The following is a 19,916-nucleotide window of genomic DNA, read 5'->3' as shown; positions in this document are numbered from 1 at the left end:
AGGGGCGGGAGCACCATGCTCCCGCCCCTCGGCGTCTCGCTCAGAGCGTGGATTGCACGCCGGCGAGGAGCTGGCGGGCCATCACGATGCGCTGCACCTGGTTGGTGCCCTCGTAGATCTGGGTGATCTTGGCGTCGCGGCATGCTCACGCTCACACCCCGGGACGGCGGAGGACTCGTCGTACGCCTCCGGCTCGGGCGGGCCTGACGAGCGCCGCCCGCTCGACGCCCGCTCGTACTCGCTGCGGGAACTGTAGGCGTCCCCGTTGACGCGCTGGTCGACGTACGCCTTGAGATCGCCGCCACAGCCATGCGTAGCACGGGTGCTACTCTTGGGTCATGAGCCCCATCGACCCGACCGAGAGCCTGTCGCAGCGGGAGCTGCGCAATGAGTCCGGCCGCGTGCTGCGAGCCGTGAGCGAGGGGCGTTCCTTCATCTTGACGAACAGTGGAGTCCCCGTCGGCCGGATCGTGCCGATCGACGCCGCTGCCCCTACCCTGAGGATCGCCCACCCGGCCAGGCGCGAGGGCGGGTGGGCCGCACTGGGCATCCGCCGGAAGACCGGCGGACAGCCGCTCTCCGAGGTCCTCGAGGACCTCCGCGGAGACCGGAGGTGACGGACCGCCCGCTCGTCTACGTCGACACCTCGGCGCTCGCCGCGCTGCTCATCGATCAGCCCGAGAGCACGGCGATCCTGGATTGGCTCGATCAGACCACGTCCGAGCTGATCTCCAGCGACCTCCTCGAGACGGAACTGCGCCGTATCGCCGTCCGCGAAGAGCTCGACCAGGCCGACGTGACCCGCATCCTCGACGGGGTGACGCTGGCGGCCCTCGACCGGGCCGTCTACCGCAGCGCGGGATTCCTGCCCGTGCCCCATCTGCGTACGCTGGACGCCCTGCATCTCGAAGCGGCGCTGCGCTTGGATGCCGCAGCGGTCCTCACCTACGACCGCAGGCTCGGTGACGCCGCTCGCGCTCTCGGGCTCGATGTGATCGCTCCGGGTGCGGCGGGCTGATCCCCGGTTCGCCGCGGGCGACGCTGGCAGACGGGGCAGAAGTAGGACGAGCGGTTCATGAACGCTACCCGGCGGATCGGGGTGCCGCAGCGGGAGCAGGGTCGGTCCTCCTGCCCGTACGCCGAGAGGGAGCGGTCGAAGTAGCCGGACTGGCCGTTGACGTTGACGTAGAGCGCATCGAAGGAGGTGCCGCCCTGTTGCAGCGCCTCGGCCATCACGTCGCGGACATGGCCGAGCAACTCCAGCGTGGCGCCGCGGGAAAGCCGGACGCCCGGCCGCTCGCCGTGCAGCGCGGCGCGCCACAGCGCCTCGTCGGCGTAGATGTTGCCGACGCCGGAGATGACGGTCTGGTTGAGCAGCAGTCGCTTGATGCCGCTGGCACTGCGGCGCACCCGGCTCACGAAGAGGTCGTCGTCGAACTCGGGGTCCATCGGGTCCCGGGCGATATGGGCGATCTCGGCCGGCAGCTCGGCCCCGCCGGGGCTGACCGAGAGGCCGCCGAACATGCGCTGGTCGACGTACCGGAGCTCGCGGCCCTCGGCGGCGCCGTCGAGGCCGAAGCGCACCCGCAGGTGCCGCTCGGCGGCCGAGTGCGGTGGCTGCACCAGCAGCTGGCCGCTCATGCCGAGGTGGCCGAGCAGGGCGTCGCCGCTGTCGAGCGGCAGCCAGAGATACTTGCCGCGGCGGCGGGCGGCGAGCAAGGTGCGGCCGGTGAGTGCGGCGACGAAGCCGGCGGGCCCGGTCGGGTCGCGGCGGATCGGCCGCTCGTGGAGCACGTCGACGGCGCGGATGGTGGCGCCCACGACGTGACTCTCGAGTCCGGCACGGACGACTTCGACCTCGGGGAGCTCAGGCACCGGACCCGGGTGCGATGGGCGCGGCACCGGACTCGGGCGCGGCGTACTCGACGATCTCGCCGTACGCCGTCTCGGCGGCGGCCTGCTCGGCCTCCTTCTTCGAGCGGCCGACGCCGTTGCCGTAGAGCTGCTCGCCGACCCGGACCTGGGCGTTGAAGGTCTTCATGTGGTCGGGGCCGGAGTCGGTGATGACATACTCCGGGACGCCCAGGCCGCGCTCGGCGGCGAGCTCCTGCAGGGACGTCTTCCAGTCCAGGCCGGCGCCGAGCGCCGAGGCCGCCTCGATGAGCGGGTCGAAGAGCCGGTGGACCAACTCGGCGGAGACCTCGATGCCGCCGGAGAGGTGGACGGCGCCGATCACCGCCTCGACGGTGTCGGAGACGATCGAGTCCTTGTCGCGGCCGCCGGTGGCCTCCTCGCCCCGGCCGAGCTTGATGTGGTCGCCCAGGCCGATGCCGCGGCCGACCTCGGCGAGCGCGCGGGCGTTGACCACCGCAGCCCGCAGTTTCGCCAGCCGGCCCTCCGGGAGGTCGGGGTGGACGCGGTAGAGCGTCTCGGTCACGACCACGCCGAGCACGGAGTCGCCCAGGAACTCCAGCCGCTCGTTGGTGGGCAGGCCGCCATGCTCGTAGGCGTAGGAACGGTGGGTGAGGGCGCGCTCAAGGAGCTCGGGGTCCAGCACCGGGTCCCCGAGCGCCTCACGCAGCTCGGTGTAGTCCGTGTCGGCGGTCAGTGGACCGGCCTCTCACAGAGCAGGGTCAGAGGACCTGGCGGCGGTCGGCCCGGGCGCCGTACTGGCCGCACTCGCCGCACGCACGGTGCGGGAGGTGCTGGGCACCGCAGGCGGGGTTGGTGCAGGTCACCAGCGTGGGCGCGACGGCCTTCCAGGCCGAGCGACGGTGGCGCGTGTTGCTGCGCGACATCTTCCGCTTCGGGACAGCCATTTCTCTCCTCCAACTACGACAAGGAAGTCAACGCCCGGCGCACGACCGGCTCGGGCAACCTGAGAATCCTAGGCGACGGCGGCGCTCAGGTGTTATTCGTCGCCCTCGGCGAGAGCGGTCAGCGACGCCCAGCGGGGGTCGATGGCGGTCTCGTGGTGGTGATCGGGGTCGTCGGCGAGCCGGGCTCCGCAGTCGGGGCACAGGCCGGGGCAGTCGGGCTCGCACAGCGGCTGGAAGGGCAGCGCCAGCACCACCGCGTCGCGCAGCGCCGGCTCGAGGTCGAGCAGGTCGTCGTGCATGACCGCGACGTCCTCGTCCTCGTCGATGGTCTCGGCGTCGCGGGTGTCGTCGTACATGAAGAGCTGCTGGAAGGTGACCTCGACCTCGTCCTCGATGGGCTCCAGGCAGCGCACGCACTCCCCCGCGAGATCGGCCTGTGCGGCACCGGTGACGAGTACGCCGTCCATGACCGCCTCGAGCCGCAGCTCCAGGTCGACCGGGTCGCCCTCGGGGACGGCCAGCACCTCGATGCCGAGGTCGGCGGGCGCGGGCACGGTCAGCGAGAGCTCACGCTGCGAGCCCGGCCGCCGGCTGAGGTCGCGGGTGTCGATCACGAGCGGGGCTCGCGGGTCGAGATGGGTCATGACTGCAAGCCTACGAGCAGCCGATTGGACCGTCACTCGACGAGGCGATCACACGGCACGAAAGCGACCCATGGAGGTGGCCAGATCGGCACCTGGACCTCGGCCTCGGCCTGCTTGGCGCATTGGGCACGGGCAGGCCCGAGTTGCTCTGCCCAGGTCCAGCCGTCGCGGCGCCAATTCCGGGGGGCGTCGTAACTGACTGCGAGCGCCCATACCAGGGCCGCTACGACAACGACTGTGGCTCCGCGGCCCACCTGCCGGAGCCAGCCGCGGGCGTTGCCTAGGGCCATGTCGGCGAGGATCAGGACCGCACACACCAACAACACGGCGGGCGCGACGAAGTAGCGTGCGTCAGCATATGGATTGTCCACCAGCGTGCCACCCAAGGTAGTCGGGACGGCATAGATCCCGACGGACAGGACGATCAGGCCGAGGGGCAGCCAGAGCCCACGGCGGTCGGACCGGACCACGACGATCAGCAAGGCGAGGATGAGGAGTACCGGGAGAACTACCCGCCACAGCTGATCAGCAGTAGAGGCGTCGGCCGGACTGGGCAAACCCAGGAAGCCGTCGCCGACGACGCGGCGAGCGTAGCCCGACAGCAACGCGGTCAGGTCGATCCGGTGGGAGACCTCCCGTGCGGGTGCTCCCAGGATGACAACGGCCTGGGTGAGCGCGCCTACCGCTGCGATGACGACGAGGGCTACATGGAACCGCGACCGGGTGACCAGCCAGCCGAGACCTGCCACGACTACCGCGATCGCCCCGAACGGGCTGGAACCGACGAACGCCGCCACGGCCACCGCGGACCCGATCTGTCCACCGCGGCCTCGTGGAAGCCAACACGCGGCGAGGGGCGCGACGCACAGCAGGACCCACTGCAGGTTGGCGATCGAGGCCGGAGTCTCCGGGCCGACCGGCACCAAGACGATATAGGCGAACGCCACCCATCCCGGCCAGCGCGATCGGGTGTGCGAGGCGACGACGGCGCGGGCCAGCACCGCCAGCAGGACCTGACCGAGCGCAGCCGTGACGTTGATCGCGATGCCCTGCGCAGAGAGGGGAACCACCGCCACGATCACCGCTGCCAGACATCGATCCAGCACGTGGCCGTAGCCGTTGTAGGGGGCCAGCAGGGCCCCGAGTCCGTGCCGGTAGGCATCGGTGAGAAAGATCCGGCCGTCCTCGGCCCAGATCACTCCGCGCACTGCGGCGTCGCCGTCGCGCAACAGCGTCGCGGCGACACCGATGCCGAGCAGCACCGGCCAGCCCAGCCAGGGCAGCACGCGGGTTAGCCGAGAGCGCTCGTGGTGGACCACGTTGTCGGCCGGGGGTCTTAGGCTCACGCGACCGGGTGGGTCAGAGCCGACCGTCGGCAACGGCCTGCGTCACCCATGGGATGACCTCGTCGAGCATCTCGTCGAGACTGGTGGTGCACTCGAAACCGAGCACCTCCTTGGCCTTCGTGACGTCCGGGACGCGCTTCTGGACGTCGTACTCGTAGGCGGGGTCGCTGACCAGGGTGAGCGGGGCGTCACCCTTGATCTTCTTCCAGATCACCTCGGCCAGCTCGCGCACCGAGGTGGACTCCGGGGTGGAGATGTTGAAGTCCTGGTTGTAGGCAGCGTCCTGCTCCATGCATTCGACGATGCCGCGCGCCAGGTCTCCGCCGTAGGTGTAATGACGGATCTGGTTGCCCTCGCCGAGGATGTGGAGCGGATCCTGTCCCTTAACGATCTTCTGCACGATGTCGGGCACGACATGGCTCATCGCCAGCTTCACGTTACCGGAGTCGATCTCGACGTCACCCAGTGCCCGGCCCTCGCCGATGCCGACGCAGTTGAACGGCCGCACGATGGTGTAGGGCAGCTGATACTGGTCCCAGGCGGCCTTGGCGAAGTATTCGACAGCGAGCTTCTGGAAGCCGTACGACGACAGCGGCGGCGGCACCTTGCGCTCGTCGCCCTCCTTGGAGGGCCAGTGCTCGGTCGACTCGAAGACCATCGAGCTCGACAGGTAGGTGACCTTCTTGAGCCGGCCGTGCTGGTGCGCTTCGATGGCGGCGTCGCACTCGCTGGCCATAATCCGCTCATTGGTGGCGAGCAGGTCGTAGGCATAGGCGTGGAAGTAGGAGATGCCGCCGATGAGCGCCGCGCCCGCGATGAAGTGGTCGCAGTCCATCAGCAGCTTGGTCATGAGGTCGACGTTGCGGGCATCCTCCTCGTAGAACTCGTAGTTGGGGTCGTCGTCGTAGGACTTCTCGACCTTGCCGTACTTCGAGTAGTTGTCGATGCCGACGACCTTGTAGCCCCGCTTGAGGAGCTCCTCTACTACGTAGCCGCCGATGAAGCCGGCCGAGCCGGAGACAAGAACGCGCTGCTGGTCAGTGGTCATGGATGCTGTCTTCTTTCAGTCCTGCTGGTTGAGCGCGGCGATCTGCTCGGCGCGCTGGTTGACCTGATCGAGGGTGAGAGGCGGCCCGAACGCGAAGCGGTACCAGCGAAGGTACTTCGGGATCCACTTCTTGAGCTGGAAGTTGGACTCGCCGACCTCCCGGTCCAGCCAGATGGTCGGGATCTCGGCGACGGGGCGGCGCAGCCGGCGCGCCTTCGCAGTCAGCTCCAGACCGATCTCGAAGCCACTGCGGCTGTGGATGCCGACCTCACGCACGAAGTCAGTGGAGTAGGCCTTGAAACTGTTCGTCGCGTCGTGCGTGCCGATCCGAGCGAACCGGGCCAGGCTCTTGCCGGCGCTCTTCGACAGCATGCCCTTGATCAGCGGACCGCCAACCTGCTGACCGCCGGGTGAGTAGCGAGAGGCCGCCGCGACCACGACGCCGCGGTCGATCAGCCGTGCCAGATCGTCGATCTGGCGGGGGTCGTCGCTGCCGTCGGCCATCGTCACCACGACGACCGGGGTGACCGCGTGGTCGATGCCGTAGCGGATCGCGTTGGCCGGACCGCGACCATAGTCGGAGACCAGCACCTTGACCTGCGGGTGCTCGGCACCGAACTTCTCGACCACCGAAACAGTGGTGTCCTCAGGAAAGTCGACGACGACCAGCACGGTCACGTCGGACTCGACCGAGCCGATGATCCGGTCGAGGATGTGGTCGATCCCCTCACCCTCGTTGTAGGCAGGGATGACGACGGTCACACCGAGGGTCATACGACCCCGCCGGCACCCAGGAAGTTCCACAGGTCCACGATCGGGAGGCTCGGGTCGAGCTCGGCGTACGCCGCGTGCGGGGCCGCCAGGATGAGCAGGTCGCTCTCCGCGACCACCTGCTTCAGCGGGAGCAGGTCGTCGTCGACGGTGACGTAGGGGTCGGTGGTGAGAACCCGCTTCGCGCGAAACTCCAGAATGCGCTTGAGCTTGTAGGAGAGGCTGGAGCGGATGTCATCGCTCTCCGCCTTGAAGGCCATGCCAAGGATGCCGACAGTCAGCTCCGAGAGATCGTGCTTCTTCTCCAGACGGGTGACCAGGTAGAGCGGCAGGCCCTCGTTGACCAGCATCGCCGAGTGGCCGAGCGCGAATGAGTTGTCGGTGAACGCCGCCAACTGCATGGTGTCCTTGAACAGGCATGGGCCGGCGGCGAAGCCGGCGCCCGGGATGTCACGAGCTCGTGGGTAGTCCTGCGCGAGGGCGCGCCGGATCTTGTCATAGGACAGACCAGCGTCGTTGGCCATCATGTAGAACTGGTTGGCTGCGGCGAACTTGATGTAGCGCCAGGTGTTGGTGAACAGCTTGGCGAGCTCGGCCTCCTCCGGCTCCAACTCGACGATGCTGTCGGTGAGGTTGCCGAACAGCTTCGCGGCGCGGTCACGCACCTCCTGGCTGCGGCCGGAGACGATCTGCGGGAGCGAGAAGAGCTCCTCCATCGCCTTGCCCTCGGCGATTCGCTCGGGACAGAAGGCGATGTCGATCACGCGGCCCTGCCGGGTCAACTGCCGCTCGACGGCCTCGGTGACACCGGGATAGACCGTGCTGCGCAGCACCAGCAACTGGCCGTCACGCAGGTGCGGCTCAAGATCGGCGAGAGCACGGGTGACAGCGCGGGGGTCGGGATTGAGGTGCTCATCCACGGGAGTGCCGATCACGACGATCACCGTGTCCGCCTTCGCCACCACGGCCGGGTCGGTGGTGGCGCTCAGCAGCCCCTTCGCGAGCACGTCTTCCAGCACGGGCTTGGCGCCGTCTTCCTGGAACGGCAGATCGCCAGCGTTGATCAGGTCGATGGCAGCCTGGTTGATGTCATAGACACCAGCCTTGAGCCCGCGGGACGCGAAGCCAATGGCGAGCGGGAGGCCGACGTGGCCACCACCACCGACGACGACCAGATCGAGCGTTTCGGACCCGGCAGGCGCGGTCGTCTGGGTCATTCTGGCTTGCTCCTCTTGCCTCGGCTTGGCAGGCGAAATCCCATGGGTCGTGACCACACAAAGGATTCTCAATCATCTCACAGGAAACGCACGATCCTCACATTGACATGACGCTCCGAAACCGCATCGCGGCGCTCAGCGGGCGAGATCGGTCAGGGCTTCTCCAACACCTACGAAGGACGCGAGGCCAGCTTCTCCGTGAGCCGCTCTGCGACGAAGGCGGGGACGAAGGCGGAGATGTCACCGCCGAAGGCGGCCACCTCCTTGATCAGGCTGGAGGAGACGAAGGCGTTGCCGACGGCGCCGGGCAGGAAGACCGTCTCGACGCCGGTGAGGTGGCGGTTCATCTGGGCCATCGGCAGCTCGTACTCGTAGTCGGTGGCGCCGCGCAGGCCCTTGACGATGGCGATGGCGTCGATCTCCCGGCAGAAGTCGACGATCAGCCCGCCGAACCCGGCCACCTTGACGTTGGGCCACTCCCGGGTGGCTTCGGTGAGCATCGCGATCCGCTCCTCGGGGTCGAAGAGGCGGCTCTTGGAGACGTTGCTGCCGGTCGCCACCACCACCTCGTCGAAGATCGCCGCCGCCCGGCCGATGACGTCGAGATGGCCGTAGGTGACCGGGTCGAAGGAGCCGGGGCAGACCGCGCGTCTCATGGGGGTGAGGCTAGTGCCTCGGCGTAGTGGAGGGTGGTCTCGCCGTACTTCCTGCTTCGGGTGGGCCTCAGCCCGGGCGGCCAGGTCGGCTCGGGGCTGCGCGAGGAGCGCTCGTAGATCACCAGCGCGCCGGGGGCCAGCCAGCCGTGCTCGGCCAGCGCGGCGAGGTCGGCGTCGACCGACTCCTCGGCGAGTGGATAGGGCGGGTCGGCGAAGACGACGTCGTACGCCGCCGGCGGACTCTCGGCGAGGGTGGCGGCCACCGACCTGGCGACGACGTGGGGGCTCGCCAGCCCGATGGCGCGCGCGTTGTCGGTGATCAGGGCGGCGGTGCGGCGGTCGGACTCGACGAACGTGACGTGCTCGGCGCCACGGGACCAGGCCTCGATGCCGATGGCGCCGGAGCCGGCGTAAAGATCGAGGAAGCGCAGGCCCCGTAACGACCCCGCCCAGGCCTCGATCGCGGAGAAGAGCGCCTCTCGGACCCGGTCACTGGTGGGCCGGGTGCGATCGCCCTTGGGCGTGGCGATGCGACGGCCGCCCGCGACTCCGCCGATGATCCGGGTCATGGGGTGCTCACGACCGCTCCAGGAACTCGGCGGTCTCGGAGTACTCCAGCTCGATGACCGTCTTGGCCAGCAGCGGCGCGGTGCGCAGGTCGAGATCGACGTCGAGCAGCGCGGTCGCGGCGGCGCGGGCCTCGACGATGGTGCGCTCGTCGCGCAGCACCCGGAGGTTCTGCAGGCTGGACTGGTAGCCCGCCTGGCGGGCGCCGAGGATGTCGCCCTCACGGCGCAGCTCCAGGTCGACCTGGCTGAGCCGGAAGCCGTCGGTGGTCTCGGCGACGGCCTGGAGCCGGGCCAGCGCCGGGGTGGTCGCCTCGGCGCGCGTGACCAGCAGGCAGAGTCCGGGCAGGCCGCCGCGGCCGATCCGGCCGCGCAGCTGGTGGAGCTGGGAGACGCCGAACCGGTCCGCGTCGAGCAGCACCATCACGGTGGCGTTGGGCACGTCGACGCCGACCTCGATCACCGTAGTGGCGACCAGCACGTCGATCTCGCCGGCGGCGAAGGACCGCATCGTCGCGTCCTTCGTCTCGGGCGTGAGCCGACCGTGGAGCGGCGCGACCCGCAGTCCGCTCAACGGGCCGAGGGTGAGCTCGACCAGCATGTCCTCCACGTTGGCCTTGACCTCGGGGTATTGCACGGTCACGCCGTTCTCGTCGATGTCGACGGCCGCCTCGGCCAGGCCCTGCTCGTCGACCTGGCTGGAGATCCGGGGCGCGACGACGTAGGCCTGGTGGCCGCGCTCGACCTCCTCGCGCACCCGCTGCCAGACCCGCTCCTCCCAGGACGGTCGCTCGGCCAGCGGCACCAGGGTGGTCTGGATCGGGGCGCGCCCGGCCGGCAGCTCGCGCAGCGTCGAGACCTCCAGGTCGCCGAAGACGGTCATCGCCACCGTGCGCGGGATCGGGGTCGCGGTCATGACCAGGACGTGCGGCGGGGTGCCCGCCTTGTCGGTCAGCGCGGCTCGCTGCTCGACGCCGAAGCGATGCTGCTCGTCGACGACCACGAGACCGAGGTCGTCGAACTCCACCGTGTCCTGCAGCAGCGCATGGGTGCCGATGACGATGCCGGCCTCCCCGGTCGCGAGCCGGCTCAGCGGCCCGGCGCGCTGGGTCTTGGTCATCGACCCGGTCAGCAGCTCGACGCCGGTGCCGTCGCCGAAGAGACCGCCTCCTGCCAGGCTCCCCCCATTGATCGGGCTGAGCATCGCGCTGATCGAGCGGTAGTGCTGCTGGGCGAGCACCTCGGTCGGCGCCAGCAACGCCGCCTGGCCGCCGGAGTCGACGACGCGGAGCATCGCCCGCAGCGCGACCAGGGTCTTGCCGGAGCCGACCTCGCCCTGGAGCAGCCGGTTCATCGGGTGAGGACGGGCGAGATCGCGCTCGATCTCCTCGCCGACGCTGCGCTGCCCGTCGGTGAGGGTGAACGGCAGCGCGGCGTCGAACCGCGCCAGCAGGTCGCCCTCGCCGCCGGTGCGGGCCCGGGCACCGAGCTGGTCCAGCGCCCGCCGACGCCGGCCCAGCACGAGCTGCAGGGTCAGCGCCTCCTCGAACCTGAACCGCCGCTGCGCGGCACGGACCTGGTCCCAGTCGGCGGGGGCATGGATCCAGTCGTAGGCGGTGGCGAGGTCGAGGACGTCGTACGACGTCCGGAGCGACTCGGGGATCGGGTCCGGTCCGAGGTCGACGACGCCCCGGGCGAAGTGGATCGCCCGTTGCAGGTCGAAGGTCTCCACGCCCGCGGTGAGGGGGTAGATCGGGAACAGGTCGGTGAGCTCCTGCACGACCATCTCGGCCTCTCCGTCACCGGCGGGGCCGCCGGCCTCGACGTGGCCGAACACCGTCACCTGGGGGTTGGTGAGCTGCCACTCGCCGCGGAAGGAGGACGCCTTCCCGATGAAGATGCCCTTGGTGCCCGGGCTGAGCCGGCGCTGCTGCCACTCGGCCAGGTGCCGCCGCTTGGCGAAGAAGGTGAGCCGCAGGCTGGGTCCGTCGGTGCGCACGATGACCTCCACGCGGTGCGCCATCCGGCCGGTACGGCGGTCGCGGTAGTCGCGCAGGTCGGAGCGGGTCACCTCGCCGACCACGGTCAGCAGGTCGCCCTCGTGGAGGCTGTCGATCGCCGAGAGGGAGCCGGTGTTGAGGTAGCGCCTCGGGAAGTGGCGCAGCAGGTCGCCGACGGTGCGCAGGCCCAGGCCCTTGGTGATCTTGTCGGCCTTCTTCGAGGCGCCGAGCACCGTCTCGACCGGGTCGTCGAGCGTGATCGCCATGGCTTCCCCCTATTCGACGGACATCAGGAGCGGATAGCGGTCCTGACCACCGTCGTACACCACGACGTCGACAGTGGGGTGGAGCCGCTCCACCCATTCCCGGCACTCGGCGGCGAGTACGGCGGCACCGGTCTCGGCGCCGGAGAGGATGGTGACCAGCTCGCCGCCGGCGCCCAGCAGCCGGCCGAGGACCTCCCGGGCGACCTCGCCGAGGTCGCTGCCGACCACCACGAAGTCGCCGTCGATGACGCCGAGCGCATCGCCGACCTCGCAGGCGCCGGCGGTGGTGATGGCCTTGCGGGCGGCGACGGTGACGGCGCCGTGGCGGGCGTGCCGGGCGGTGGCGACCATCTCCAGGACGTCGCGGTCGAAGCTGCGGCCCGGCTCGTGGACCGCCATCGCGGCAAGGCCCTGCACCTGGGCGTGGCTCGGCACGACCGCCACCCTGATGCCGTCGTCGGTCTCGGCGGCGCGGGCGGCCGACTCGGCGGAGCGGACGGTGTCGTGGTCGTTGGGCAACAGCACCACCTCGGCGGCGCCGCAGTCGCGGATGGCGTCGAGGAGCTGGCCGGTCGAGGGCCGCCGGCCGGGCCCGCCGTCGACGACGATGGCGCCGGCGGACTCGAACAGGCGGTGCAGGCCGGGGCCGGCGGCCACCGCGACCACCCGGCGGCCACTGCGGGCCTCCTCCCGGCTCTCCCGGATCTGCTGCTCGAAGTGGGTCACCCGGATCCGGTGCGGCCGGCCGGCGGCGATGCCTGCCTCGATGGCGGCGCCGACGTCGTCGACGTGGACGTGCACATTCCAGAGGCCGTCTCGGCCGGTGACCACGAGCGAGTCGCCGAGTCCCGCAAGCGCGGCGCGCAGCCCCGGCACCTTCTCGTCGGGGGCGTCGAGGAGGTACATCACCTCGAAGGCCGGCCCGCCCTCCGAGCCGTCGTGGCGCGCATGGGGGACCGTCGGGATGGTGCGTTGGTGCGCCGGGCCTGGCAGGACCGGCAGCGGCCGACGGCCGGTCAGCGCGGTCTCCGCCGCGTCCAGGATGACGACCAGGCCCCGACCGCCGGCGTCGACCACACCGGCGTCGCGCAGCACGGGCAGCTGGTCCGGCGTACCGGCGAGGGCGTCGCGCGCCGCGGCGGCCGCGGCCCGGATGACGTCGCCGGCATGGCCCTCGGCCTCGACGCGGCCCTGTGCCGCCTCGCTGGCGGCCCGGCACACGGTGAGGATGGTGCCCTCGACCGGGGTGCCGACGGCGGCGTAGGAGGCCTCGGTGGCCTGGCGCAGCGCCTCCGCGATCGCGACGCCGGTGGGCTCGCCGTCGGGCTGGGCGGCGAGCCGGGCGGCGATGGCGCCGAGCATCTCGGCGAGGATGACCCCGGAGTTGCCGCGCGCGCCGAGCAGCGCCCCGCGTGCGAACGCCCGCAACGCCGCCTCCCGCCCCTCGGCCGCGCTGTCGTGGAGGGCGTCGCGGGCGGCGGAGAGGGTGAGGTACATGTTGGTGCCGGTGTCGCCGTCGGGCACCGGGTAGACGTTGAGGGCGTCGACCTCCTCGCGGGCCGCGGCGAGGGCGTCGGTGGCGAGGTCGGCGAAACGGGCCAACACGGCCAGGTCGACCGGACGCTGCGCCATGCTCACCTCTCACCCCTGTCGTTGTCGTCAGCACAGGCTAGTAGCCGGTCGTGGCTACTAGCGCGGCGGCGGCGATTTCCCCGGGCAGGTCCCGCTGGGCTACTCTCATGCGGTTGTCTGGCGGCGCCACCCGATCCCTCGGGAGCAGCGGCCGGCGACCAGGCCCCTCGCAATCTATTCGACTCCAGGAGTTCACGGTGGCTGCCGTCTGCGACATCTGCGCCAAGAGCCCGAGCTTCGGCAACAACCGGCCGTGGTCGCGCAAGATCACGAAGCGTCGCTTCGACCCCAACATCCAGCGCGTCCGGGCCGTCGTCAACGGCACCCCGAAGCGCCTCAACGTCTGCACCGGCTGCCTCAAGGCCGGCAAGGTCACCCGCTGACCTGACCCCGCACCCGCCGCTAGATAGGGAAGCGGTTCCCTAGAAGTGGGTCCATCCGGTCGGGCCGTCGTAGGGGGCGCCGTCGACGGTGACCCGGTCTCCCTCGGTCACCGTGCCGATCGGCCGGAAGCCCTCGGGGAGCGCCACCTCCGGCGGGAAGGTCGCCAGGATCGCATGGTCCTCGCCGCCGGTGAGCACGAAGGAGACCGGGTCGGCGTTGAGCGCGGCGGCCACGGCGAGGAACGGCTCGGGCACCTCCAGCGCCGCCGACCGTACGTCGATCGCCACCCCGGAGTCGGTGGCCAGGTGGCCGCACTCGGCCAGCAGACCGTCCGAGACGTCCACCATCGCGGTGGCCCCGGCGGCGGCAGCGGCCGGCCCGGCGCCGTACGGCGGCTCGGGGCGCTGGTAGGCGGCCACCACCGCTCGCGGCGACCGGTTGCCCCGGCCGAGCACCGCCAGTCCGGCGGCCGCCCAGCCCTGGCGGCCGGCCAGGGCCAGCACATCGCCGGGGCGGGCGCCCGAGCGCGCCACCGGGGACTGGGCCACCGAGCCGAGCACCGTCACCGCGACGACGATCTCCGATGCCCGAGTGAGGTCGCCGCCGACCACCGAGGCACCGACCAGCGAGCATTCGTCGGCGAAGCCGGTGGCGAAGTCCAGCGCCCACGACAGCGGCAGCTCCGGCGGCGCGGCGAGGCCGACGGTGAGCGAGTGCGCGACGCCGCCCATGGCATTGATGTCGGAGAGGTTCTGTGCGGCGGCGCGGTGGCCGACGTCGGCGGCACTGGCCCAGTCGCGCCGGAAGTGCCGGCCCTCGACCATGAGGTCGGTCGAGACCACGACATGGCCACCGCGGATCCGAAGCACTGCGGCGTCGTCCCCGGGGCCGAGGATGACGTGATCGCCCTGCGGGAAGCGCCTCACCAGCTCGCTGATGAGCCCGAACTCTCCGACGTCGGCAAGGGTCTGGTCGGCCACGATGGACATCCCAGCACAGTGGCGAGGTAGGTTGGCGGACGCCCCTCTGACAACCGACGAGCAGAAACAGGTGAGCACCATGGTCGTCCAGGCCTACATCCTGATCCAGACCGACGTCGGCAAGGCCGCTGAGGTCGCCGCTCAGATCGCTCAGGTCAACGGCGTCACCCTGGCCGAGGACGTCACCGGCCCCTACGACGTGATCGTGCGCGCCGAGGCGCGCAACGTCGACGAGCTGGGCAAGATGGTGGTCGCGAAGGTGCAGACCCTCGAGGGCATCACCCGCACGCTGACGTGCCCGGTCGTCCACATCTGAGGACGGCTCAGCAAGCCGCCCGGGGCCTCGTCGCCTGTACGACGCTCCTGCTGGCCGGCTGCGGCGGTGGCCCACCGGAGGTCTCGACACCGCCGGCCGCCGACCTCGCCGCCTGTACGACGCTCGCCGCCGCGCTCCCCGAGCGGCTGGCCGATCTCGCCCCGGTGCCCTACCAGCCGGCCGACGCCCCCGGCGGTGCGTGGGGCGATCCGGCGATCACGCTCTCCTGCGGGACCCCCACGCCGGCCGGGTTCGGCCCGGCCTCGTCGTGTATCGACGCCAACGGGGTCGACTGGTTCGCCCCCGACGACCAGACCAACGGCGACGGTGACGTCGACCTGACGTCGGTGACGCTGGTCCCTCATGTCGCCCTGCACGTGCCGAAGACCTACCGCGGCGCCACGCTGGCCGCAGCCCTGGCCGATCTCGCCGAGCCGCTGAAGGCCGCGCTCACCCCCGACTCCGAGTGCCTGTGACTCCCGGGACGGGATGTGGAACCCTTGGCGCCATGACCGAGTTCGATGGGCCCGTCGCGATCATCGCCGGCGGGCTGAGCCACGAGCGCGACGTCTCGCTGGCCAGTGGCCGCAACCTGGCGCGCGAGCTGCGCGCCAGGGACGTCGAGGTGACGTCGTACGACTTCGACCGCAACCTGCTCTACAACCTGGAGCGCGACAAGGTGGCCGCGGCGATCCCGGCGCTGCACGGCCAGTTCGGCGAGGACGGCGAGATCCAGACGCTGCTGGAGCTGATCGGGCTGCCGTTCGTCGGGTCGGAGTCGCGGGCCTGCCGGGTCGCCTACGACAAGGGCACCTCCCGGGAGCTGCTCCGCCGCGCCGGCATCCCGGTGCCCGACAGCGTCGGGCTCTCCGCGCAGACCTTCCGCGACATCGGCGCCACCGCGCTCATGGAGCACGTCATGGAGCGGCTCGGCTCGCGGGTGGTGGTGAAGCCGACCCGCGGCGGCTCCGCGCTCGGCGTGACCGGCGTCGACGGGCTGGCCGAGCTGCCGAGCGCGCTGGTCGGCACCTACGCCTACTACGGCGAGGCGCTGATCGAGCGGTTCCACCCCGGCACCGACGTCTCCGTGGTCGTGATCGAGGGTCCGGAGGGCCCCGCGCCGCTGCGTCCCATCGAGATCGACTTCGTCAAGGGCCACGAGTTCGACTTCTCCGCCCGCTACACCGCCGAGTTCGTCGGCCTCCACGTCCCCGACTTCGCCGATGACGTCATCGATGAGCTCGGCCGGGTGGCGGTGCGGGCGCACCAGGTGCTCGGCCTGCGCGACCTGTCGCGCTCGGACTTCATCGTCTCCCCCGACGGTTCGTTCGTGCTGCTGGAGACCGCCATCACCCCCGGGACGACCGAGACCTCGGTGTTCCCCTATGCCGCCACCTCCTCGGGCACCAGCCTCGGCGAGATCGCCAGGACGCTGGTGGCCAGGGCGCTCTCCCGCTGAGTTGTGAAGGATTCGTGGCGCTCCAGGTCACTTATCCTTCACAAGGCGACTATCGCAGGCCGCGCGGGCGCTCCAGGGCGAGCTGGATCAGCTCGTCGATGAGCTCGGTGTAGGAGATCCCGGTGGCCTCCCACACCTTGGGGTACATCGAGATCGGGGTGAACCCGGGCATCGTGTTGATCTCGTTGACGACGACCTCGCCAGCCGGGGTGACGAAGACGTCGACCCGAGCCAGGCCCTCGGCGCCGACGGCCTCGAAGACCTGGACGGCGACGGACCGCACCCGCTCGGCGACGTCCTCGGGCAGGTCGGCCGGGGCGTCGGTGCGCGCCTGGGTGGCACTGACGTACTTGGCCTCGAAGTCGTAGAACTCCGCCTCGGCGTGGTCCACGACGATCTCACCAGGCACCGAGGCGCGCGGCGCCGCGCCACCGCGACCGCCGAGCACGCCACACTCGATCTCGCGGCCCTCGACGCCCTGCTCGACGAGCACCTTGGGGTCGTGGCGCCGGGCCTCCTCGATGGCGTCGGGCAGGTCGGCGTAGTCCTCGACGCGGGTCACCCCGAGGGAGGAGCCGGCGCGAGCCGGCTTGACGAACAGCGGCAGGGACAGCTCCCCCGCCCGGAGGAGTACGTCGGCCCGCTGCTGCTCCCACTCCCGCGGCCGCACCACGACATAGGGACCGATCGGCAGGCCCCGGCCGGCCAGGACCAGCTTCATGAACTCCTTGTCCATGCCGACCGCCGAGGCGAGCACGCCGGAGCCGACATAGGGCACGTCGGCGAGCTCGAGAAGCCCCTGGAGGGTGCCGTCCTCGCCGTAGGGGCCGTGCAGCACCGGGAAGACCACGTCGACCTTGCCGAGCCCGACGGGGAGGTTGCCGGGCTCGAGCACCTGCAGGCTGGCGCCGTCCGCCGCCGAGGAGAGCACCACTCCAGCGCCGGAGGTGGCGGTGACCTCGGGCAGCGCGGCGCCGGTCAACGCCGAGCCGGTCAGGTCCTCGGCACCGACGACCCACTGGCCGGTCCGGGTGATGCCGATGGGCACGACGTCGTACCTCTCGCGGTCGATGGCCGCCATGATGCCCGCAGCCGTGACGATGGAGACCGGGTGCTCTCCCGACCGTCCACCGAACAGCAGGGCGACACGGATCCTCTCCCTCACCCGGGTCAACCTAGTCGAGGGCGGCGGCGACCTCGTCGAGGCGCGCCCCTCGGGAGGCCTTGACGAGCACCACATCGCCGGCGGTGAGGTGGTTGTGCAGCCAGTCGACGGCCGCCGCGTTGTCGTCGAGCAGCACCGCCTCGCCGACGGCGAGCGGGCGGGCGTCCTCGCCGACGACGAGGACGACGTCGGCGACGCGCGCGGCGTACTCTCCGATCCGGCGGTGCTCGGCCTCGCTCTCCTCGCCGAGCTCGCGCATCTCGCCGAGCACCGCGATCCGCCGGCCGGCCTCGATCGCCGCCAGTGCGTCGAGGGCGGCTCGGGTCGAGTCGGGGTTGGCGTTGTAGGAGTCGTTGAGCAGCGTCACGCCGCCGGGGAGCTCGCGCAGCTCCATCCGCCAGTGCGACAGCGAGGCGGTGGCGAGCGCCGGGCCGGCCACGTCGAGGGGTACGCCGGCCGCCAGCCCAGCCGCCGTCGCGGCCGCGGCGTTGAGCGCCTGGTGCGCGCCGACCAGCGGCAGCCTCACCCGTACCGAGCCCTCGGCGGTCCGCAGCATGAAGGAGGGCCGGCCGAGCCGGTCCAGCCTCAGGTCCTCGACCCGGACGTCGGCGGGCTCGGCGCGACCGAAGGTGAGGACCGGGCCGGTGGCCGACTCCCGCATCGCGGCGACCCGGGGGTCGTCGGCGTTGAGCACGGCGGTGCCGCCGGGGCGCAGCCCCTGGACCAGCTCGCCCTTGGCGCGGGCGATGGCGTCCCGGGAGCCGAACTCGCCCAGATGGGCCTGGCCGACGTTGAGGACGACGGCGACGTCGAGAGCGACCAGGCTCGTCAGCGCGGCGATGTGCCCGATGCCCCGGGCCCCCATCTCGAGGACCAGGAACCGGGTGTCGGCCGCGGCGCGCAACATGGTCAGCGGCACGCCGAGCTCGTTGTTGAGGGAGCCTGCGGTGGCGACGGTCGGCCCCGCCGAGGCCAGGACCGAGGCGAGCAGGTCCTTGGTGCTGGTCTTGCCCTGGGAGCCGGTCAGGCCCACCACGGTCAGCCCGTCGCGCAGCGTGGCCACGACATGTGTGGCCAGTGCCTGCAGGGCCGCTTGGGCGTCGTCGACCAGGACTGTGGGCAGGCTGGTGGGCCGGGCGCCGAGCACCGCCACCGCGCCGGCCTCGGCGGCCTGGTCGGCGTAGTCGTGGCCGTCCACCCGCTCGCCGACGAAGGCGACGAAGAGGCCGCCGGGCGCGGCTCGGCGGCCGTCGAGCACGGCCGGGGCGGTGACCGTCACGGCAGCGTCGCCCACCACCCGGCCGTCGACGATCCCGGCGATCTCGGCAAGGCTGAGGGGGATCATGCCGCCGCCACCCGCTCGCGCGAGCGGGACACCAGGGTGAGGGCGGAGCGTGGTTCGGGGAACAGCCAGGTCATGGTGTCGCCACCCTACTGGCGGCGTCGTACCCGCCCGGCACTAGCGTGATGCCGTGTCCGAGACCCCTGCGCTCAAGCCCGCCACTCTCGCCGTCCACGCCGGCCGACCGCCCCACGAGCCCGACCAGCCGCTCAACGTGCCGATCGTCCCGGCGTCGACCTACGTCGCCGAGGGCGCCAAGGAGTACGGCCGTTACACCAACGACAGCTGGGTCGCCTTCGAGGAGGCGCTCGGAGCGCTGGAGGGCGGCCGGGCGCTCGCCTTCGCCAGCGGCCAGGCGGCAGCTGCCACGGTGCTCGGCCTGATGGACGCGGAGAGCGTCGTGGTGGCCGGACAGGCCTATCTCGGCGTCGTCGGGCAACTGGCCGACGGCGAGTCGCGCCGCCTGTTCCGCACCCGGCTGGTCGACATCACCGACACCGAGGCGGTGGTCGCCGCCCTCGACGAGGACGCGGCGCTGCTGTGGATCGAGACGCCCACCAACCCGGGGATGGCCGTCGCCGACCTGCCGGCGCTGATCGCGGCGGCGAAGCAGGCGGGGGTGCGGGTGCTCGTCGACAACACCTTCGCCACTCCCCTGCTGCAGCAGCCGCTGGCGCTCGGCGCCGACATCGTGCTGCACTCGGCGAGCAAGTTCATCGCCGGCCACTCCGACGTCGTGATGGGCGCGCTGGTGGTCGCCCCGGACGACGAGCTGTGGCAGGTGTTCAAGGGACGCCGGGACCTGTACGGCGCCATCCCGGGCCCGTTCGAGACCTGGCTGGCGCTGCGCGGACTGCGCACGCTGGCGTTGCGCGTCGAGCGGGCCGCGGCCAGCGCGGTGACCCTGACCGAGCGGCTGCGGGAGCACCGGGCTGTCGACGAGGTCCGCTATCCGGGCTTCGGCGCGATGCTGGCGATCGTGCTGCCCACCGCCGAGGCCGCCGAGCGGCTCACCCACGGCACCGCGCTGTGGGTGCACGCCACCTCGCTGGGCGGCGTCGAGTCGAGCTTCGAGCGGCGCCGCCGCTGGGCCGGTGAGTCGCGCGACGTACCGGAGGGCCTGGTGCGGCTCAGCGTCGGCATCGAGGACGTCGACGACCTCTGGGCCGACCTGTCCCAGGCCCTCGACAACACCCTCTGACCGCGACTCGGCAGAAGTGCAGGCGTAAAGACCGCCGAGTCGGCAGAAGTGCTGGCTCACAGAGGCCCGAGTCGGCAGAAGTGCAGGCCGAGCCCCTGCACTTC

At 71.2% G+C, this 19,916-nt stretch carries 22 protein-coding genes and 1 pseudogene; 7 read left to right on the top strand and 16 right to left on the bottom strand.

Annotated elements, in window-relative coordinates:
- Nucleotides 1–40: 40 nt before the first annotated feature.
- Nucleotides 41–139: pseudogene (locus QM595_RS02325) on the bottom strand (acyl-CoA dehydrogenase family protein); the annotation flags it as partial.
- A gap of 199 nt (nucleotides 140–338) precedes the next feature.
- On the opposite strand from QM595_RS02325, the gene QM595_RS02320 reads away from it, so the two are divergent.
- Entirely contained in the window at nucleotides 339–617 is a 279-nt protein-coding gene (locus QM595_RS02320) for a type II toxin-antitoxin system Phd/YefM family antitoxin (protein ID WP_415169909.1), read from the top strand.
- The gene (locus tag QM595_RS02315) at nucleotides 614–1,018 is read left to right on the top strand and encodes a type II toxin-antitoxin system VapC family toxin (RefSeq protein ID WP_415169908.1); all 405 of its coding nucleotides are present in this window, start codon (nucleotides 614–616) and stop codon (nucleotides 1,016–1,018) included. The genes QM595_RS02320 and QM595_RS02315 overlap by 4 nt, the downstream gene beginning before the upstream one ends.
- Here the strand turns inward: QM595_RS02315 and mutM are convergent.
- From mutM to QM595_RS02255, 12 genes are all read right to left on the bottom strand, one after another.
- Nucleotides 946–1,875: a bifunctional DNA-formamidopyrimidine glycosylase/DNA-(apurinic or apyrimidinic site) lyase gene (gene mutM, locus QM595_RS02310; RefSeq protein WP_415169907.1), complete on the bottom strand. Its 930-nt coding sequence runs from the start codon at nucleotides 1,873–1,875 to the stop codon at nucleotides 946–948. The genes QM595_RS02315 and mutM overlap by 73 nt on opposite strands.
- The gene (gene rnc / locus QM595_RS02305) at nucleotides 1,868–2,557 is read right to left on the bottom strand and encodes a ribonuclease III (protein ID WP_415169906.1); all 690 of its coding nucleotides are present in this window, start codon (nucleotides 2,555–2,557) and stop codon (nucleotides 1,868–1,870) included. The genes mutM and rnc overlap by 8 nt, the downstream gene beginning before the upstream one ends.
- A 76-nt stretch (nucleotides 2,558–2,633) precedes the next feature.
- The gene (gene rpmF / locus QM595_RS02300) at nucleotides 2,634–2,819 is read right to left on the bottom strand and encodes a 50S ribosomal protein L32 (protein WP_415169905.1); all 186 of its coding nucleotides are present in this window, start codon (nucleotides 2,817–2,819) and stop codon (nucleotides 2,634–2,636) included.
- 92 nt (nucleotides 2,820–2,911) lie between these two features.
- The gene (locus tag QM595_RS02295; RefSeq protein WP_415169904.1) at nucleotides 2,912–3,463 is read right to left on the bottom strand and encodes a YceD family protein; all 552 of its coding nucleotides are present in this window, start codon (nucleotides 3,461–3,463) and stop codon (nucleotides 2,912–2,914) included.
- Nucleotides 3,464–3,495: 32 nt separating this feature from the next.
- Entirely contained in the window at nucleotides 3,496–4,749 is a 1,254-nt protein-coding gene (locus tag QM595_RS02290) for a hypothetical protein (RefSeq protein ID WP_415169903.1), read from the bottom strand.
- Between the two features lie 73 nt (nucleotides 4,750–4,822).
- Nucleotides 4,823–5,857, bottom strand: coding sequence for an NAD-dependent epimerase/dehydratase family protein (locus QM595_RS02285; protein WP_415169902.1), 1,035 nt, complete (start codon nucleotides 5,855–5,857; stop codon nucleotides 4,823–4,825).
- A 15-nt stretch (nucleotides 5,858–5,872) separates the two neighbouring features.
- Entirely contained in the window at nucleotides 5,873–6,631 is a 759-nt protein-coding gene (locus QM595_RS02280) for a glycosyltransferase family 2 protein (RefSeq protein ID WP_415169901.1), read from the bottom strand.
- Entirely contained in the window at nucleotides 6,628–7,845 is a 1,218-nt protein-coding gene (locus QM595_RS02275; protein ID WP_415169900.1) for a nucleotide sugar dehydrogenase, read from the bottom strand. Before QM595_RS02275 ends, QM595_RS02280 begins: the two co-directional genes overlap by 4 nt.
- 170 nt (nucleotides 7,846–8,015) lie before the next feature.
- Nucleotides 8,016–8,501, bottom strand: coding sequence for a pantetheine-phosphate adenylyltransferase (gene coaD / locus QM595_RS02270; protein ID WP_415169899.1), 486 nt, complete (start codon nucleotides 8,499–8,501; stop codon nucleotides 8,016–8,018).
- Nucleotides 8,498–9,070 (bottom strand): 16S rRNA (guanine(966)-N(2))-methyltransferase RsmD, encoded by a 573-nt coding sequence (gene rsmD / locus QM595_RS02265; protein ID WP_415169898.1) that lies wholly within the window; start codon nucleotides 9,068–9,070, stop codon nucleotides 8,498–8,500. The genes coaD and rsmD overlap by 4 nt, the downstream gene beginning before the upstream one ends.
- A 7-nt stretch (nucleotides 9,071–9,077) precedes the next feature.
- Nucleotides 9,078–11,333, bottom strand: coding sequence for an ATP-dependent DNA helicase RecG (locus QM595_RS02260; protein WP_415169897.1), 2,256 nt, complete (start codon nucleotides 11,331–11,333; stop codon nucleotides 9,078–9,080).
- A gap of 9 nt (nucleotides 11,334–11,342) precedes the next feature.
- Nucleotides 11,343–12,965, bottom strand: a complete 1,623-nt coding sequence (locus QM595_RS02255; protein WP_415169896.1) for a DAK2 domain-containing protein — start codon at nucleotides 12,963–12,965, stop codon at nucleotides 11,343–11,345.
- 197 nt (nucleotides 12,966–13,162) lie between these two features.
- Here QM595_RS02255 and rpmB point away from each other — a divergent pair, with 197 nt between their 5' ends.
- Nucleotides 13,163–13,348, top strand: coding sequence for a 50S ribosomal protein L28 (gene rpmB, locus QM595_RS02250; protein WP_415169895.1), 186 nt, complete (start codon nucleotides 13,163–13,165; stop codon nucleotides 13,346–13,348).
- A gap of 39 nt (nucleotides 13,349–13,387) precedes the next feature.
- On the opposite strand, the gene QM595_RS02245 is transcribed toward rpmB, so the two are convergent.
- Nucleotides 13,388–14,338 carry a thiamine-phosphate kinase gene (locus QM595_RS02245; protein ID WP_415169894.1) on the bottom strand — a complete coding sequence of 317 codons (951 nt, stop codon included), beginning with the start codon at nucleotides 14,336–14,338 and terminating at the stop codon, nucleotides 13,388–13,390.
- Between the two features lie 70 nt (nucleotides 14,339–14,408).
- On the opposite strand from QM595_RS02245, the gene QM595_RS02240 reads away from it, so the two are divergent.
- From QM595_RS02240 to QM595_RS02230, 3 genes are read left to right on the top strand one after another with little or no spacing between them, the layout of a single operon-like run.
- Nucleotides 14,409–14,645 carry an Lrp/AsnC family transcriptional regulator gene (locus QM595_RS02240; RefSeq protein WP_415169920.1) on the top strand — a complete coding sequence of 79 codons (237 nt, stop codon included), beginning with the start codon at nucleotides 14,409–14,411 and terminating at the stop codon, nucleotides 14,643–14,645.
- Nucleotides 14,624–15,121: a DUF3515 family protein gene (locus QM595_RS02235; protein WP_415169893.1), complete on the top strand. Its 498-nt coding sequence runs from the start codon at nucleotides 14,624–14,626 to the stop codon at nucleotides 15,119–15,121. Before QM595_RS02240 ends, QM595_RS02235 begins: the two co-directional genes overlap by 22 nt.
- A 32-nt stretch (nucleotides 15,122–15,153) precedes the next feature.
- Nucleotides 15,154–16,104 (top strand): D-alanine--D-alanine ligase family protein, encoded by a 951-nt coding sequence (locus QM595_RS02230; protein ID WP_415169892.1) that lies wholly within the window; start codon nucleotides 15,154–15,156, stop codon nucleotides 16,102–16,104.
- A 49-nt stretch (nucleotides 16,105–16,153) separates the two neighbouring features.
- Here the strand turns inward: QM595_RS02230 and QM595_RS02225 are convergent, their stop codons facing one another.
- Both QM595_RS02225 and QM595_RS02220 read right to left on the bottom strand, forming a co-directional pair.
- Complete coding sequence (locus QM595_RS02225; RefSeq protein ID WP_415169891.1) at nucleotides 16,154–17,269, bottom strand: D-alanine--D-alanine ligase family protein; 1,116 nt, start codon at nucleotides 17,267–17,269, stop codon at nucleotides 16,154–16,156.
- A gap of 10 nt (nucleotides 17,270–17,279) precedes the next feature.
- Complete coding sequence (locus QM595_RS02220) at nucleotides 17,280–18,614, bottom strand: UDP-N-acetylmuramoyl-tripeptide--D-alanyl-D-alanine ligase (protein WP_415169890.1); 1,335 nt, start codon at nucleotides 18,612–18,614, stop codon at nucleotides 17,280–17,282.
- 127 nt (nucleotides 18,615–18,741) lie between these two features.
- Between QM595_RS02220 and QM595_RS02215 the strand changes: the two genes are divergently transcribed.
- Nucleotides 18,742–19,812 (top strand): trans-sulfuration enzyme family protein, encoded by a 1,071-nt coding sequence (locus tag QM595_RS02215; RefSeq protein ID WP_415169889.1) that lies wholly within the window; start codon nucleotides 18,742–18,744, stop codon nucleotides 19,810–19,812.
- The last annotated feature ends 104 nt before the right edge of the window (nucleotides 19,813–19,916 follow it).

Origin of the sequence: Nocardioides sp., assembly GCF_047607185.1 — a bacterium.
In the GTDB taxonomy this organism is placed as follows: domain Bacteria; phylum Actinomycetota; class Actinomycetes; order Propionibacteriales; family Nocardioidaceae; genus Nocardioides.
Note: the sequence above shows the minus strand (reverse complement) of the source record. Positions and strands in the feature narration are given on the sequence as shown.

Bases quoted from the DNA above. Each gene is read 5' to 3' on its own strand.
- QM595_RS02320 (WP_415169909.1), top strand. From the start codon at position 339: ATGAGCCCCATCGACCCGACCGAGAGCCTGTCGCAGCGGGAGCTGCGC.
- rpmF (WP_415169905.1), bottom strand. From the start codon at position 2,819: ATGGCTGTCCCGAAGCGGAAGATGTCGCGCAGCAACACGCGCCACCGT.
- QM595_RS02295 (WP_415169904.1), bottom strand. From the start codon at position 3,463: ATGACCCATCTCGACCCGCGAGCCCCGCTCGTGATCGACACCCGCGAC.
- QM595_RS02285 (WP_415169902.1), bottom strand. From the start codon at position 5,857: ATGACCACTGACCAGCAGCGCGTTCTTGTCTCCGGCTCGGCCGGCTTC.
- QM595_RS02280 (WP_415169901.1), bottom strand. From the start codon at position 6,631: ATGACCCTCGGTGTGACCGTCGTCATCCCTGCCTACAACGAGGGTGAG.
- QM595_RS02275 (WP_415169900.1), bottom strand. From the start codon at position 7,845: ATGACCCAGACGACCGCGCCTGCCGGGTCCGAAACGCTCGATCTGGTC.
- coaD (WP_415169899.1), bottom strand. From the start codon at position 8,501: ATGAGACGCGCGGTCTGCCCCGGCTCCTTCGACCCGGTCACCTACGGC.
- rsmD (WP_415169898.1), bottom strand. From the start codon at position 9,070: ATGACCCGGATCATCGGCGGAGTCGCGGGCGGCCGTCGCATCGCCACG.
- QM595_RS02260 (WP_415169897.1), bottom strand. From the start codon at position 11,333: ATGGCGATCACGCTCGACGACCCGGTCGAGACGGTGCTCGGCGCCTCG.
- QM595_RS02255 (WP_415169896.1), bottom strand. From the start codon at position 12,965: ATGGCGCAGCGTCCGGTCGACCTGGCCGTGTTGGCCCGTTTCGCCGAC.
- QM595_RS02245 (WP_415169894.1), bottom strand. From the start codon at position 14,338: ATGTCCATCGTGGCCGACCAGACCCTTGCCGACGTCGGAGAGTTCGGG.
- QM595_RS02240 (WP_415169920.1), top strand. From the start codon at position 14,409: ATGGTCGTCCAGGCCTACATCCTGATCCAGACCGACGTCGGCAAGGCC.
- QM595_RS02230 (WP_415169892.1), top strand. From the start codon at position 15,154: ATGACCGAGTTCGATGGGCCCGTCGCGATCATCGCCGGCGGGCTGAGC.
- QM595_RS02220 (WP_415169890.1), bottom strand. From the start codon at position 18,614: ATGATCCCCCTCAGCCTTGCCGAGATCGCCGGGATCGTCGACGGCCGG.